Annotated in this window: 15 protein-coding genes; 9 read left to right on the forward strand and 6 right to left on the reverse strand. The window is 59.5% G+C overall.

The window, feature by feature from the left end:
- The first annotated feature begins 79 nt into the window (after window positions 1-79).
- From LJ360_RS07300 to LJ360_RS07310, 3 genes are all read left to right on the forward strand, one after another.
- Complete coding sequence (locus tag LJ360_RS07300) at window positions 80-817, forward strand: murein L,D-transpeptidase catalytic domain family protein (RefSeq protein WP_264995716.1); 738 nt, start codon at window positions 80-82, stop codon at window positions 815-817.
- Between the two features lie 235 nt (window positions 818-1,052).
- Window positions 1,053-1,736 carry an SDR family oxidoreductase gene (locus tag LJ360_RS07305; protein WP_264995717.1) on the forward strand — a complete coding sequence of 228 codons (684 nt, stop codon included), beginning with the start codon at window positions 1,053-1,055 and terminating at the stop codon, window positions 1,734-1,736.
- A 20-nt stretch (window positions 1,737-1,756) separates the two neighbouring features.
- Window positions 1,757-2,896 carry a patatin-like phospholipase family protein gene (locus LJ360_RS07310; RefSeq protein ID WP_264995718.1) on the forward strand — a complete coding sequence of 380 codons (1,140 nt, stop codon included), beginning with the start codon at window positions 1,757-1,759 and terminating at the stop codon, window positions 2,894-2,896.
- A gap of 21 nt (window positions 2,897-2,917) precedes the next feature.
- On the opposite strand, the gene LJ360_RS07315 is transcribed toward LJ360_RS07310, so the two are convergent.
- Window positions 2,918-4,357, reverse strand: coding sequence for a phospholipase D-like domain-containing protein (locus LJ360_RS07315; protein WP_264995719.1), 1,440 nt, complete (start codon window positions 4,355-4,357; stop codon window positions 2,918-2,920).
- A 70-nt stretch (window positions 4,358-4,427) separates the two neighbouring features.
- Between LJ360_RS07315 and LJ360_RS07320 the strand changes: the two genes are divergently transcribed.
- Together LJ360_RS07320 and LJ360_RS07325 are read left to right on the forward strand one after the other, a co-directional pair.
- Window positions 4,428-4,799 carry a VOC family protein gene (locus tag LJ360_RS07320; RefSeq protein WP_264995720.1) on the forward strand — a complete coding sequence of 124 codons (372 nt, stop codon included), beginning with the start codon at window positions 4,428-4,430 and terminating at the stop codon, window positions 4,797-4,799.
- An 18-nt stretch (window positions 4,800-4,817) separates the two neighbouring features.
- Window positions 4,818-5,183 (forward strand): YidH family protein, encoded by a 366-nt coding sequence (locus LJ360_RS07325; RefSeq protein WP_091849007.1) that lies wholly within the window; start codon window positions 4,818-4,820, stop codon window positions 5,181-5,183.
- On the opposite strand, the gene LJ360_RS07330 is transcribed toward LJ360_RS07325, so the two are convergent.
- Complete coding sequence (locus tag LJ360_RS07330) at window positions 5,180-6,070, reverse strand: VOC family protein (RefSeq protein WP_264995721.1); 891 nt, start codon at window positions 6,068-6,070, stop codon at window positions 5,180-5,182. The two genes, LJ360_RS07325 and LJ360_RS07330, sit on opposite strands and share 4 nt — an antisense overlap.
- 302 nt (window positions 6,071-6,372) lie before the next feature.
- On the opposite strand from LJ360_RS07330, the gene LJ360_RS07335 reads away from it, so the two are divergent.
- Window positions 6,373-7,398: an NADP-dependent oxidoreductase gene (locus tag LJ360_RS07335; RefSeq protein ID WP_264995722.1), complete on the forward strand. Its 1,026-nt coding sequence runs from the start codon at window positions 6,373-6,375 to the stop codon at window positions 7,396-7,398.
- A 190-nt stretch (window positions 7,399-7,588) separates the two neighbouring features.
- Here LJ360_RS07335 and LJ360_RS07340 read toward each other — a convergent pair whose 3' ends face one another.
- From LJ360_RS07340 to LJ360_RS07350, 3 genes are all read right to left on the reverse strand, one after another.
- Window positions 7,589-8,305 carry a YebC/PmpR family DNA-binding transcriptional regulator gene (locus LJ360_RS07340; protein WP_264995723.1) on the reverse strand — a complete coding sequence of 239 codons (717 nt, stop codon included), beginning with the start codon at window positions 8,303-8,305 and terminating at the stop codon, window positions 7,589-7,591.
- A 101-nt stretch (window positions 8,306-8,406) separates the two neighbouring features.
- A complete protein-coding gene (locus LJ360_RS07345; protein ID WP_264995724.1) occupies window positions 8,407-9,207 on the reverse strand; it encodes an MBL fold metallo-hydrolase in 801 nt (266 codons plus the stop codon).
- Window positions 9,208-9,303: 96 nt separating this feature from the next.
- A complete protein-coding gene (locus LJ360_RS07350; RefSeq protein ID WP_264995725.1) occupies window positions 9,304-9,747 on the reverse strand; it encodes an SRPBCC family protein in 444 nt (147 codons plus the stop codon).
- A gap of 99 nt (window positions 9,748-9,846) precedes the next feature.
- On the opposite strand from LJ360_RS07350, the gene LJ360_RS07355 reads away from it, so the two are divergent.
- The 3 genes from LJ360_RS07355 to LJ360_RS07365 all read left to right on the forward strand — a co-directional run bounded on the left by LJ360_RS07355 (window position 9,847) and on the right by LJ360_RS07365 (window position 13,201).
- On the forward strand, window positions 9,847-10,965 hold the full coding sequence (locus tag LJ360_RS07355) for an AI-2E family transporter (RefSeq protein WP_264995726.1): 1,119 nt from the start codon (window positions 9,847-9,849) through the stop codon (window positions 10,963-10,965).
- Window positions 10,966-11,031: 66 nt separating this feature from the next.
- Entirely contained in the window at window positions 11,032-12,144 is a 1,113-nt protein-coding gene (locus LJ360_RS07360; protein WP_264995727.1) for an alcohol dehydrogenase family protein, read from the forward strand.
- Window positions 12,131-13,201, forward strand: coding sequence for a proline racemase family protein (locus tag LJ360_RS07365; RefSeq protein ID WP_264995728.1), 1,071 nt, complete (start codon window positions 12,131-12,133; stop codon window positions 13,199-13,201). The genes LJ360_RS07360 and LJ360_RS07365 overlap by 14 nt, the downstream gene beginning before the upstream one ends.
- A 24-nt stretch (window positions 13,202-13,225) precedes the next feature.
- On the opposite strand, the gene LJ360_RS07370 is transcribed toward LJ360_RS07365, so the two are convergent.
- Window positions 13,226-14,524: a nitrate- and nitrite sensing domain-containing protein gene (locus LJ360_RS07370; RefSeq protein ID WP_264995729.1), complete on the reverse strand. Its 1,299-nt coding sequence runs from the start codon at window positions 14,522-14,524 to the stop codon at window positions 13,226-13,228.
- Between the last annotated feature and the right edge of the window lie 188 nt (window positions 14,525-14,712).

The following is a 14,712-nucleotide window of genomic DNA, read 5'->3' on the forward strand; positions in this document are numbered from 1 at the left end:
GCAGGTCGGATAGCACGGCTATCCGGTATCGCCGTGTAAGTGGGTTCCCGCGAACCAATGTATTTACGAGGAATAGTCAATGGTAGTCAGAGGCCTGAAACGCGCTCTGTTCATGTCAGCTTGTGTTGCCACATTTATTTTGTCCCCGCTAAGCAGTGTAGCAGCGGCTCAGGGGGAAAGCCTGTTTGCCGGCCTGTCCCGCTCCGCTCCCAATCTCGATCCCCAGGTCTTGCGTTATGCCCTCGATGCCACCGAGTGTGCGATCCATAATGGTGTAAGCACGCCGTCTCGCCTCGCGGTCATCGACTTTTCACTGCCTTCCAGTGAACAGAGGTTGTGGATATTCGACCTGGAGGAAAAAGCCCTGCTGCTGCGGGACCTGGTGGCCCATGGTCGTAACTCCGGAGACCTGGAATCCACGCAGTTCTCCAATGTGGAAGGCAGCCATCAGTCCAGTATCGGCCTGTTTCGCGCGGCGGAGAGCTATCAGGGCAAGCATGGCTACTCCCTGCGGCTCGACGGGCTCGAGCCGGGGTTTAACGACCTGGCCCGACAGCGGGCCATCGTGATTCATGGCGCTGACTATGTGGACCCTTCCTGGGTGGACGCTTACGGACGTATCGGCCGCAGCCTGGGCTGCCCGGCCGTTCGCCAGGAAATCAGCGACCAGGTCGTGGACAACCTCAAGGGTGGCCAGCTGGTGTTCAAGTATTATCCGGACAAGGAGTGGCTGGCCCGTTCAGGACTGCTTAACTGCGGTAGCCGGACCGTGGCTGGCGGCCCCGGTCAAGGTAATGTCCAGGGTAGCGGTTCCTGAGGCTGGTGTCCTGTCTGGCTAATTCCTTAACCTACTGCGCGTCCCGAGAGGCAAATAGTAGATTCAGGGGTTAGCCAGACGGGAAATTATTATTCCTTCTTTTTTCGCCTTTCCTTGTGACCTCCGGCCCGGGGCTTTTACGCCCTGGCCGGTTCTCGGCTATTCTGACGGCAATCGATAACGGGACTTCCTGTAAGGAGATTCCGTTTTTCAACACGTCAGGAGAGCACAGTCCATGTCTGAAACGAGCTTGAAGAGCAAGCGGATTCTGGTCACCCAGGCCGGAGATTTTATGGGGCCGGTACTCTGCGAGGTACTCGCAGAGCAGGGCGCCACGGTCATCCCCAATTACGACGACATCAGTGATCCGGAGACACCAGCTCGTATTGTGGCAGAGGCAGGGGGTATCGATGTACTGCTGGCCAACCTTGCCGTGCCAGCGCCATCCAGCCGGGTTGGCGAGGTGTCTGCGGGCGAATGGCGGGACACCTTTGCCGCCATGGTGGACCCCTTGCCGCGCCTTCTGCAGGCTGTGCTGCCTGGTATGCGTGAACAAGGGCATGGCCGGGTCCTGGTAATGGGCAGTGCATCCGCACTTCGGGGCATGAAACGGGCGTCCACCTACAGTGCCGCCCGGGGCGCACAGTTGTCCTGGGTCCAGGCGGTGGGAGTGGAACTGGCTCCGGAAAACATTCAGGTCAACCTGATTGCCCAGAACTTCGTGGATAATCCCACCTATTTTCCAGAAGATATCCAGGCCAACCCCCGCTTCCAGGAGCGTCTGAAGCGGGAGGTCCCGCTGGGTCGCCTGGTCGGTGCCCGTGAGGACGCCCAGTTTGCTGCATACCTGTGCAGTGACGCTGCCAGCTGTTTTGTGGGGCAGGTTTTTCCGGTCTGTGGCGGTTGGGTTAACCGCTAGGAACCGGACAGGGAGGCGACATGGAAACGGGAATTGTACTGACCGGGGGTGGCGCCCGTGCCGCCTACCAGGTGGGGGTGCTCCGGGCCATCTCCGACATGTACCCCGACTGGGAAACCCCCTTCCGGGTGATCGTGGGCACCTCAGCCGGCGCCATCAATGCAGTGGGCCTGGCCAGTGGTGCTCCCATCTTTCGGCACAATGTAAGTCACCTGGAGGGACTCTGGTCAGAAATTACCGTCGATCGAATCTACAAAAGCCAGACCCTGGATATCGTCCGCAATATGACCGGCGTGGCCCGCAGGCTGTTTGCCGGTCAGGGCGAGGGGGCGCCGGTTGCCCTGCTCAACAACAGTCCACTGCGCCGGATGCTGGAAAAGGAGGTGGACTTCGACGCCATTGCCAGGGCCATCGAGGAAGAACGGTTACTGGCCGTTGGTGTGAATGCCTGCGGCTACTCCACCGGGCAGAACCTGTGCTTCTTCCAGGGCCATGAGGACCTGCAAAGCTGGACGATGGGGCAGCGGGCCGGGACGAGAACCCGACTCGAACTGGCGCATATTCTTGCCTCTGCGGCTATTCCCACGGTCTTTCCGCCGGTTCTGATTAACCGCGAGTACTTCGGCGACGGTGTCACTCGGCAGATGGCCCACATCAGCCCCGCGCTCAGGTTGGGGGCGGAAAGAGTGCTGGTGATCGGCGTCAGCGCCAACAGCATGTGCCCCACCGAGCGCCCCGGCCAGCCGGGCAGTCCCACGTTTGCCCAGGTCATTGCCCAGGTTTTTAACGGCATATTCCTGGATACCCTGGACTACGATATCGATCGTCTGCGCCTGATTAACCAGTTACTGGAACTGATACCAGCCGAAAAGCAGGCGCAGGCCGGCCTCGATCTGCGCCCGGTCAACCTGCTGGAAATTTCCCCCAGTCATCAGATCAACGACATAGCCGCAAAGTATATGGATGGCATGCCCCTCGTGCTGAGAAACCTCGTGGGCGCCACGGATCGCCACCATGGCACAGCGGCCAGCCTGGCCAGTTACCTGCTGTTTGACCCTCGATTTTGCCAGGAGTTAATACGACTGGGGTATGAGGATGCCCAGGCCCATGCCCGCCAGATCGAACGTTTCTTTCACGAGCAACCAGCGGCAACGGACTGAGTCGGTCCAGACACCCGGCTTTCAGAAGGTGGACAGGCCGGTAGCTTCCATAAACCGGTAACGCCAGTATTGCAGCCGGGATTCGTCGGCGTTTTCCTCATAGGGCAGGCTGAACACCGGGGTTGACCCCGGACCGCTTTGCCACAGGCGGTCGAAAAGTTGAGTCGCTGACGCCATGACCGGGGTTGTACCGGCGCCAGTCACCAGCATCGAGGTTTCCAGGTTGTAGTCGTCGATGTTGCGGCGGGTCAGGTTCGCCGAGCCCACCAGCAGCCGGCTGTCGCCCCTGACAGGGCGCAACAACAGGAGCTTGTTGTGACACTGTTCGCCGGCGGTATTGCACCAGCGCACATCAATGCCGGCCTGTTTCAGCTCAAACGCGACCTGACGATTGGGTATGCCGTTCTTGGCGTGGCCGAAGGCGTCCTGGTTCTGGTCGAGCAGGATTCGCAGTCGCGCGCCGCGCCGGTGGGCTTCCTTGAGAGCCTTCACTGTCGCCCGGTGGGAGAGATAGAACATGGCCATATCGATGTGGTCGTCCTGGCCGGCAAGGCGGACAAGGTCCAGGGCGGCTTCGCGAATGGCAGATTCGGTCAGCACCTGGCCCTGAAGCTCGCCGCCTTGGTTACCCGTGACGGTGGCCTCCGGTACCGGCCAGTCAGGAACCGGCACCCCGGACAGCGTCATGACGGCCTCTTCAGTGGATAGCAGGTCGTGAGCTGCAGGGCCGGTAAAGGTAATGGCAGTATTCCAGTGCCGGCTGCTGCCGGCGTGGGGGTTGGCGGAGGTAATCAGGCCCCGTAGCCGGTCGCCCTCGTCCACCACCAGGGTCTTGCGGTGGTTGGCCTTGAAGTTCGGCAGGGCCAGGTAGCTGCGCAGGGTAACCTTGCCCTCGCCGAACGCATTGGGCAGCCACCCACCGCCCGGATTATTACCGAACCACTGGCAGCACCAACGCCAGATTGCGGACCAGGCCGGATTGGGGTCCCGCAACGGTCGCAGGTCGGTTTCCACCAGGGTGATCCCTGCATCGCGCAGACGTTTGAAGTGCGTTTGCTCCAGGCCACCATAGACCGTATTCAGCGGATCTGTGATGACCACCACCATAAGGTCGGGAAGCTTCTGCTTGCGCCGGATCAGTGCCGTGGTCAGTTTTTCCGCCAGTGGTTCGAAGCTGGCGTCCTGGGCACTGTCGTTGAACAGGAACATATCCACGACGATCAGTTTGCGGGCCTGGCCGATCAGCCGGAACACCTCGTCAAAAATACCGTGACTTTGCCTGCGTTCGCCGCTGGCGTTGCGCCAGGTGACATCCGCGATCAGCCGGGCATCGTAAAGTGCTCTTGCCGGTGCGGATTTTGACAGTCCTGCCGGAAGTGGTTTTAACGTGTTATAAAGACCTGTTGCCAGCAGTACCAGGATAACGATGGCGACAAGTAGTCGGAACGAGATCATGTGCATCCCTGCATGGGCTCCGTAATTGTTATAGATGCTCTCATTATAAACAGACAAACTAAGAAGGCAGATCTATATGATAGGTTACGTAACAATTGGTGTCAGTGACATGGGTCGCGCCAAGCAGTTCTACGCGGACCTGCTGGCTGACCTGGGCGCGAAGGTCCTGATGGATATGGAGCGCATTGCGTTCATCGGCAAGAGCATGGGAGCGCCCATGCTGGCGGTGTGTACGCCCTATGATCAGCAGCCCAACCACCCGGGTAACGGCAACATGGTTGCGATCAACCCCGGTTCCAAGGAGATGGTCGACAAGCTGTATCACAAGGCGATCGAGTTGGGGGCGACTTGTGACGGTGAGCCCGGGCAACGGATCCCGGATCGTTTCTACGGCGCTTACATCCGTGACCCGGACGGCAACAAGGTTGCCTTCTTCCACTTCGGCTGATTTAGCGGAACCAACGCGATGTCTGACCTGAAAGACCCCCGGGTACTGTTTGCTGCAGAGCGCACCATGCTGGCCTGGAACCGGACCAGCCTGGTGCTGATTGCCTTCGGTTTTATGGTCGAGAGGGCGCACATACTGTTGCAGGTACTGGCCCCGGAGCAGTCAGACCCCTTCCGGGAGTCGGTGACTTTCTGGCTGGGCATCGCGTTTATTGTATTGGGCGCGTTCTGCGCGGCCTATTCGTCCCGTCAGTACCTGGCGGTACTCCGCACGCTCTCTGCGGCTGAGTTCCCTTCTGGCTACCGGGTTACCTGGGGACTGATGGTCAACCTGGTGATCGCGCTGCTGGGCCTGGTGCTGGCGGTGGCGCTGGCCGTTTCCTAGCTTCCCGGTTCAGCCGGTTCGTCGGTGATAATCAGCCGGTTACCATCCAGGTCCTGGGTGCGACCATCGTCTTCTGACCAGGTGCGCTCAACGACTTCTTCTGGATTTTCCGAGATCAACCGCACACGGGTTTCGTTATAGCGATATCGTGGATCAGAACCGTCCGTCCAGTGCATAAGCACCAATGACAGGGAAGGGATGTCTTCCGGCGTGCCCATGATGTACTCGTCGTACCGGTCCGTGCCCAGGAACTGCCGTTCCGTCAGTCCGACCCGTTCCGCATAGAAATCCCTGGCCTGCTCAAGGTCGCTGGCACCAATGCCGATCGCAGCCAGGTAGGTGGCGCCGGTCGGTGATGTTTCGGCAATTTCGATCAGGTTCTTGTCGGGGTCCCGCCCGAAACCCACCACTCCGAAATCCTCCTGGCTGGAGGGGGGCACGGTGACTACGCCTCCGGCATTGGCAAAGCGGTTTGCCAGCGCGTCAGCATCGGCAGTGAAGAACACGATCTTGCCCGGATTATCCTGCAGGTTTCGTCCCAGGCCATCGGTAAACTGGATCAGGGTCAGGGTGGCTTCAAAGGGACTTACCGGTGATGCGAGGGTCACCCTGACGCTGAAGTCAGTCTCTGCCTCATCCACCACTTCCATGCCCAACCCATCCCTGTACACCGGCAGTGACATGTCCAGGTCACTGACACCCAGTTCGAACCCCGTTACCTGGCTGGCTACCGCAGTCAGGTTCTCATCATCGTCTTCATCCTCTGGGTCATTGCCGAACACAACGGACCAGTCACAACCGGCCAGTAACACCGCAAATAGCAGGGCAGCCGGTAGCGGCCACCGTCGCTGGAACCAGGATGGGAAACGTAATGTCCGGTTTTTCATGACAACATCCTTTGTCTGCATGGCTCCCGGACGGCATCCTCGGGACTTGCCTCCCCGGTCTATGGCTCCCGGGGAATGGTTTTGGCGGTCCAGCGATGGGTCGGGTGGTCATTTATGCCTGCCCGGCTTTGCGTCGCTGGTTACAGCGCAGGGTACATCCAGGAAAAACCGGAACGCACCTGTCGAGAGGATGAGATTATCATCCTCTTCATCGATCAAAAACCATGATATTTGACCGGAAGTGTTTTTGACTGCATCCTGATCCGGTTTCATAACGCAACCGAAAATGGGAGAACACAACAGTGAGTGATTACACCAATCGTGCCATTGTGCTGAACCAGCGTCCCCAGGGGGAAATCCAGGACGGAGACCTGAAGCTTATCGAAAAGCCGGTCCGTGAACTGAAAGACGGCGAGGTGCTGGCCAAGACCCTCTGGCTGTCCCTGGACCCATACATGCGCCCGCGCATGAATGACTCCAAGGGTTACATGGACCCTATTGGCATCGGTGAGGTCATTGTGGGCGAGGTCGTGGCCCGCATCGTCGAGTCCCGGTCTGACAAGTACCAAGAGGGCGACCTGGTGACCTGTTACGCCGGCTGGCAGGAGTACTCCGTTTTCCCTGATACCGCAGACATGGTCTACAAGATCCAGGAGAAGCCGGGTGTGCCCCTGCAGGCCTATCTGGGTGTTGCCGGCATGCCAGGCCGCACCGGTTACTGCGGACTGATGTATGTGGGCAAGCCGAAAGCCGGTGAGACGGTGGTGGTTTCCGCGGCGTCCGGCCCGGTGGGTACGGTGGTCGGCCAGACCGCGAAGAAGGAAGGCTGCCGCGCCGTTGGTGTTGCCGGCGGTCCCGAAAAATGCCGCTATGTGGTTGAAGAGCTCGGCTTTGATGCGTGCGTGGACTACAAGGCCGGCAACCTGGAGGAAGACCTGAAGGCCGCATGTCCTGATGGTATCGATATCTATTTCGAAAACGTTGGTGGTGCGGTGACCCGTGCGGTGGCGCCGCTGCTGAATGAAGGTGCCCGAGTACCGATTTGCGGCTACGTTTCTGCCTACAATGCCGAAGATCCCACCAAGGTGGAAACCCCGTTCCACGTTCTCAAGGCCCTGGATCCGGTGCCGGAACACCGTTTCTTCCTGGTCACCGAATGGCAGGACCAGCACCAGGAGATCACCGGCATCCTGGCGGACCGGGTTGCTTCAGGTGAGATGAAGTACCGCGAGACGGTTGCGGAAGGCCTGGATAATGCGGTTGAGGCGTTCAAGGGAATGCTGAAAGGCAAGAACTTTGGTAAGCAACTGGTTCATATTGCTGACTGACGTGACCTGACGTCACCGCCTGGGCACCTGGGCGGGTGGAGTCAGTGGGGTATCGCTTTGCGGGACACGTCCGCAAGTACGCCCTTGTAGGCTGGACGAACGCCATCCCTGGCGTTCGACAGTCCCGGAAACCAATCCCCGACTGCCTGTTGTGAACCCTGCAAACGCTTACCTGTGAAAACCGCAGTAATCAGAGCTCAGCGTTGTGGTAAACGTTCTGAACGTCATCCAGGTCGTTGAGCATGTCGAGGAATTTCTCGAACATCTCCACATCCTCGCCCTGAACCGGCGTCGTTGTCTGGGGCAGAAACTGGATGTCGTCTACCTCGAACTCCAGTCCCTCGAAAGCACCGGTCAGCGCCTGCTTGGCCTTGGCGTATTCGGTGTTGGGGGCGAAGACTGTAATCAGGCCGTCTTCCTGCTCGATGTCGGTGACGTCCACATCCGCTTCCATCAATGCTTCCAGCACTGCGTCTTCATCATCGCCCTTGAAGGCAAGGATGGCGCAGTGATCAAACATATGGCTGACGCTTCCAGGGGTGCCGATCTTGGACTTGGTCTTGGTGAAGCAGACCCGGACATCGCCGAACGTGCGGTTGGGGTTGTCCGTCAGACAATCCACAATGACCATGCAGTTGCCGGGGCCGAAACCTTCGTAGCGGGCGGCCGAGAAATCCTCGCCGGCGCCACCACGGGCCTTGTCCAGAGCCTTTTCAATGACATGGGTGGGTACCTGGTCCTTCTTGGCACGGTCAATCAGGCCCCGCAATGCCAGGTTTGCGTCCGGGTCAGTACCGCCGGACTTGGCGGTGACATAGATTTCACGGCCATACTTGCTGTAGACACGGGTCTTCGCAGCGGCCGTCTTGGCCATGGAGTCTTTTCGGTTCTGGTAGGCTCTGCCCATGGTTTGGAATCCTGTGGTCGTCGAAAAGGCGAATATTACACGCACTACCGCCGCCGGACCACTGACCTGCGCCACGGGGCGGTTCATGTCGGGACACTAGATCAGATGAATTCTTTCGGTGGTCGGTAGTGCTCCTGGGTCATCAGGTCGATACCGCAATTCACCGAGGATACCCAGTCCAGGAAACGGCTAACCATCTCCGGGCCTTCGAAGCGTTTGCCATGCTGGGGCACGATCATGGCGACATCCATGCCCCGAACCATGTTGGCCCACAGTTCACACACCTTGCGGGAACCGATGTAGCGCCGATGGAAACCCTTCATGAACGGAATATGGGCATCGAAGTCCGCCACCGGTTTGTGGTCTTCCGTTGCGCCCATCGACGCCCCCAGGTCTCCCGAGAAGAGGATTTTTGATACGGGATCATAGAACTGCAGGTTACCCACCGAGTGCATGAAGTGGGCGGGCAGGCACTCGATATGACTTTCGCCGAACTTCACCCTGGCTCCCAGGTCCGGTATCGGAATGATCCGGTCAAACACATTGCTGCCCAGCTGATTGGTCACGTAACCGGATGCCAGGTGAGGCAGGAACCGCGCCCACAACTTCGAGGTAACGATCTGGGCGCGGGTGTGGACGATCCAGCGGTCAATGGCGCCGATAATATCCGGGTCCTGGTGGGACGCGAAGACATAGTCCATCTCACGGATATTCATGTACCGTGACGCCGCCACCGACAGCGGCGTGTAGGTGAGGTCTCCACCCGGGTCGATCAGGGCCTCGTGGTCGCCGTCCACAATAAGGAACTGATTGGACTGAACTCCCTCACCAGTGACCAGCGAGTCGAACATCAGGCATTTGTGGTGACCATTATCAAACAGGACGATGGGCTCGGCTGCCATCTCTCACTCCTCGAAAAAACCCGGAAACGAATGCCGGGCAGGATACGGAGATGGAGCCCTGGAAGTATTGCGTCAGGTCAAACCAGCTGACATTGATCAAGATCCGGTCTGCGGTAGCCGCTCGATCAGTCGTCTTGCTCCCCGATTGAGCACTCGCTGCATGGCAGCCTGCAGGGTCGGGCCGGAATAGGGGATCACCTCATCGAAATCGACGGTGTAATGCAGGTACGTGGACATGTCGGGTGTTTCTGACAGGCGAATACGCCCCAGGTGATTACGGAAGGCGCTGAAACTGGTCACGGTATATTCGATCAGGTGATCGGGTTCGAAGGTAATGATGGTTTCTTCAATGCCCACCGGGCCAATGCCAATCCAGCGAACCGATCCGGTTCCGTTGGGGTCCGCCTGGTCACTGTCACGTATGCGCCTGACCGGCAGGCCGATCAATTCCCCAAGGCGGTTGTGGTCTGAGAGCAAACGGAAAACCTGCTCCCGCGGGAAAGGCAGTTGCTCTGTGAGTTCGGCGCGGAACCTGGTCATAGGCAATGGTCTGTCATTGTTATTGTTTAAACGTTTAGACTACTCCGTTAGTCAGCGCAGAAAAAGTCGCGCTTTCACACCCATATCCAGGATGAGCCCATGAACAAGGACGAGCCCGCATTTCCCCAACCGGGTGATGACAAACAACCTGCAGAGTCCCGCTGGAAGGCGTTGGGGGACCTCTCTACACCGCTGTACGGCCTGTTCGCCCTGGGGGTTTTGTACACGCTCTATATTGCACACGAGATTGTATTGCCCATTATCCTGGCCATACTGGCCAGTCTGTTACTGGCGCCCATGGTGAGCCGGGCCCTGCGGCTGGGTGTGCCCCGGTTCGTCAGTTCGCTGATACTGGTGCTGGCCCTGCTGGCAGGCATTCTCGGGCTTGGCTGGGCGGTGGTTACCCCGGCCCTTGAATGGGCAGAGGAGGCGCCAGAGGGCATTTCCCGGCTGCTGGTAGGGCAAAGTACTTTCCGAACGCAGCTGGAGAAGGTATCCGAGTCGGCGCGAAAGGTGGAAGAGTCAGTGGAGGATCTGGCCGAGAATGAGGCTCGGGAGCAGCCGACCACGGTCGTGTTGCAGACTGACTCCTGGCGCAGTCAGCTGATGACCAAGGCCCGCAAAGGGGTAGTCGGCCTGGCGCTGGCGCTGGCCCTGACCTATTTCCTGCTGGTCAGCGGCGACCGCCTGATCCACAATTTTATCCGCCAGCTGCCCGTAAGTCAGCGCCGTCGGGCGCTGGTCATTGTCAGGGACTCACAGAGCCAGATCGCGCAGTACCTCGGTGTCATCGGAATCAGTAACCTGGTGATTGGCATCACCACCGGCCTGATGTGCTGGGCCATTGGCCTGCCGGATCCAGCAGTATGGGGCCTGGTGGCCGGGCTTGCCCGGTTTGTTCCCTATCTTGGTGTGATCCTTACGATCACCTTGCTGGCTGTGGTTTCTGCCACCAGTCTCGAAGAGGTCTGGTTGATGGCACTTGCCCCCCTCGGTTATCTCGTACTCACTTCGCTGGTCGGGTTCTTCATTGAACCGTGGATTCATGGTTTTCGAATGGCGATCAACCCCGTTATCATTTTCGTAGCCATTTTCTTCTGGGGCTGGTTATGGGGGCCTGTGGGTGTGCTGCTGGCGGTTCCGCTGATGACTGTCATCCAGGTGGTACTGAAGCAGATTCCCCGGCTTCGTCCCGTATACCGGGTAATCGCCCGGTAATTTCAGCCACGATCTGGCGGACTATCCTGATTCCTGGGTCGATCATTGAATGACGAGGAGGAACGGATGACTATTCCAGACACCATGAAAGCGGTTCAGCTCACCGGACACGGTGGCCTGGACAAGCTGGTATACCGGGAAGACGTCCCCGTACCACAGCCGGCAGCGGGGGAGGTACTGATCCGGGTAAGCGCCTGTGGCATGAACAACACGGATGTCTGGGTGCGTGAGGGCGCCTATGGTTCCGATACCGATCCGGCGTCTGTCTCCACGTGGCGCCGTGGGCGTTCAACCCTGACCTTTCCACGCATTCAGGGCACAGATACCGTGGGCCAGATTGTCGCGGTCGGTTCTGGCGTGCCGGATGAACGAATCGGCCAGCGGGTGATCGTCGACTTTTCCATCTACAACCGTCCCCCGGGCGACGACAGCCTCGCCGATATTGACTATATCGGCCATGGCCGTGACGGCGGCTACGCCGAGTACACCGCGGTTCCCTCAGACAACGCCCATACTATCGACACTGATCTCAGTGATGCCGAGTTGGCGACCTTCTGCTGTGCCTACCTGACTGGTGAGCACATGCTGGAGCGGGCAGCGCTGAAAGCCGGAGAGCGGGTGCTGGTGACCGGGGCTTCCGGAGGGGTTGGCTCCGCGATTATCCAGCTGGCTCGCGCGAGGGGCGCCATTCCCTACGCAGTCACCACGCCGGAAAAGGCGCAGGCACTGAAAGATATCGGCGCCGAGGGTGTCATCTTCCGTGGCGAGGGTGACCTTGTTGAGTCGGCTGAAAGAATGGTTGGTGGCGAGCCCGTTGATGTGGTCGCCGACCTGGTGGCAGGTCCCATGTTCAATGACCTGCTGCGTATTCTCAAAATGGAGGGGCGTTACACGACGGCCGGGGCTATCGGTGGCCCGGTGGTGCAACTGGATCTCCGTACCATGTACCTCAAGCAGCAACAGCTGAACGGGTCATCCCAGGGGACCCGTAAGGATTTTCAGCGTCTGCTGGGCTACATTGAACAGAACAGGATCCGGCCCCTGCTGGACCGGACCTTCCGGCTTTCCGACTTCCACCGGGCCCAGACCGAGTTCATGGCCAAGCAATACATCGGCAAGCTGGTGGTAATACCTGACAGCCTCTGGGAGGAAAAAGGAGCCGCCTATGCCGGTGACTGAGTTCCGCAGGCACCCGAATCACCGGACCCGGTCGATTGAGCTGGTGGACATGCAGTCGGGTGGGGACGTGTCACGGATCGTTACCCGTGGCGTTGGCCACTTGCCTGGCGGTTCGGTGCTCGAGCAGATGCGTTATTTGCAGCAGCACGGCGATGGCTTCCGCCGCTGGTTGCTTAACGAGCCCTACGGTGACCCGTACATGTCAGTGGACCTGATCGTGCCACCCGATCATCCACAGGCCCAGGCCGGCTATATCATCATGGAAGCCATGGGCTACCCGCTTTATTCAGGTTCCAACACCATCTGTACCGCGGCGGCGATCCTTGAGAACGGTGTGGTGCCGCTGGAAGAGGGAGATCAGACCCTGGTGCTGGAATCCCCGGCAGGGCTCGCCTGGGTGACCGCCCATAACCGGGACGGTCGGGTGCAGTCGGTGACTACCCGCAGTGAACCGGCCTTTGTCTGCGAACAGAACATGAAAGTGGACGTTCCCGGCTGGGGAGGGGTTCGTTTTGACCTTGTCTGGAGTGGCGCCTACTTTGCCCTGGTGGACGCGGCGTCCCTTGGCTTTGCGCTGATGCCCGGAGAAACAGGCCGTATGGCTGAGTTTGGACTTGCCCTGGTAGAGGCCGCCAGGCCGTTAGTGACCGACCAGCACCCGGAACTGGGAGGCGTTGGTCCCTTGCCCTTCGCCCACTTTATGGGCCCCCTGGAACCGGTAGAGGGCGGTTTCCGTTCACGTTCTGCCACCTATGTGCATCCCGGTGTAATCTGCCGCAGTCCCACCGGGACCGGAACATCCGCGAGAATGGCATTGATGTATGAAAATGGCCAGCTGCGCAAGGGGGAGACCCTGGAGACGGTTTCCCCGAAGGGTAGCGCATTCCTGGGCCGTTTGCTGGGTGAGGCAGCGGTCAGCCACTACCGCGCTGTGAATACGGATATTACCGGCCGTGCCTGGACCCTGGCCCGTTCAGAAGTGTTGCTGGACCTGGATGACCCGCTGGTAGATGTGTCCGACCTGGAGGGCGTACTCGATTCCGGACCGGCGGCCTGATGCCCCGGGTTCGGTGCGGAGTGGTCAGCGCAGTAGCCCGGACATGGAGATTACCGAGCGCGCTACCTCGGGCAATTTGCGACCCTGGTCCATTGCCAGCTTGCGCAGCTGTTTGTGGGCTTCGTCTTCGCCCACCTGCTGGTGCTGCATCAGCAGCTCCGCAGCTTTGCCAATGGCCCGGCGATCCTCCAGGGCTTCCCGCGACCGGTTGAGCTCCTGGTTGACCTGGTCCAGTCTCCGGGCCTGTTGCCGGACAAGGTCCATGATCGAGCGGCCCAGTATGCGACCGGCCTCAGAGTGGGGAAAGTTGTCGGCGCTGTCTGGGTGGCTGGTGCCGCAGATCACCAGGACAGGCTGTGGTGCGTAGCCAGATTCATCCAGGCTCTCCGTGAGTTTCTCCTCATGGGCAAGTGCATTCCGGGCTTCGGTATACCGTTCAATGCACCGCCGATGGAAGTGATCTTCCATCCGGTCTTCCAGGTCCTTGAGCTGGTCAATACGACGGGTCATCAGTGCGAACCACTGTTCAGCCAGCTTCGCATCCAGCGGCCGGTAGCGCCCCGCCGAGCAGGCCAGCCCTCGCAGGGGTTGTAGCTCCTGCCAGTAGGGCTCAAGGTGGTGCCCCTTCCAGAGCGCCAGCAGATCCGGGACTGCAAACTGTCCGAATACAACGAATGACTGCTCCTGTGCATCGATAAGGTGCGTGATGCGCCGGGAGAGGGCAGGGTCGAACCTGCCGCGGGAGAACCCCAGCGCTCCCCAGGCCCGCTCCTGCCCGGCCAGCTCCTTGCCCTGCATCAGGTTGACCAGGGCCACGAGCATACCGGCTATGGCAGAGTCTACCACGGTCTCTGCCGCATCAAAGACGACAGTTAGCAAGTGCCGGATCCGCTCGATGTAGGCGTGTATGGCAGTTTCAGCGGAGATCTCAAGGCGGCGAATCCCATGGCGCAGATCGGGCATGGATTCGAGCCCGTGAAGCGCCGCGGCAATGGAATTGAGCAAGCTGGTGCTGGTGGGGTGAAGGGTGAGTTCGCCCTGGATTTCCATCAGTTCCCGCTCGAACGCTGCCTGCTGCTGGTCACTGTCGCGGATCATCGCTTCCAGTTCGCCTGAAAACCGGGTCCCACCAGAGCCAAGGAAAACATTGCTGGCGCCCCGTTCGCGCTGGAGCCTGTGAATCAGGTTGCCGGCGCTAAGTATCAACTTGCCCATCTGCAAAAAGCGCTCTAGGTTTCCCAGTTCACACCGCTTTGATGCAATCAAGTAGTCTGACGCACGGGGGCGTCGGTGAGGCTTGGTATTCAGCGAAGCGCTGGCCATGGTGTTGTGCCTCCCTGGAAATTGGCCTGTCATCGTAATGAGAGGACAGCAAGTTGCGGGCCAGTGTGGTAAGTGGTTATCCGGTAACCAGGCAAACGATCGTTTGAACCGGGTCCTGCTTTCTGTAAAAATGCCTGAATTTTCAGCGAAAAGTCAGCGCAGCGATTTTCCATATCAGGGAGTGAGTG

Source organism: Marinobacter sp. AN1, from assembly GCF_026013985.1.
Taxonomy (GTDB): Bacteria; Pseudomonadota; Gammaproteobacteria; order Pseudomonadales; family Oleiphilaceae; genus Marinobacter; species Marinobacter segnicrescens.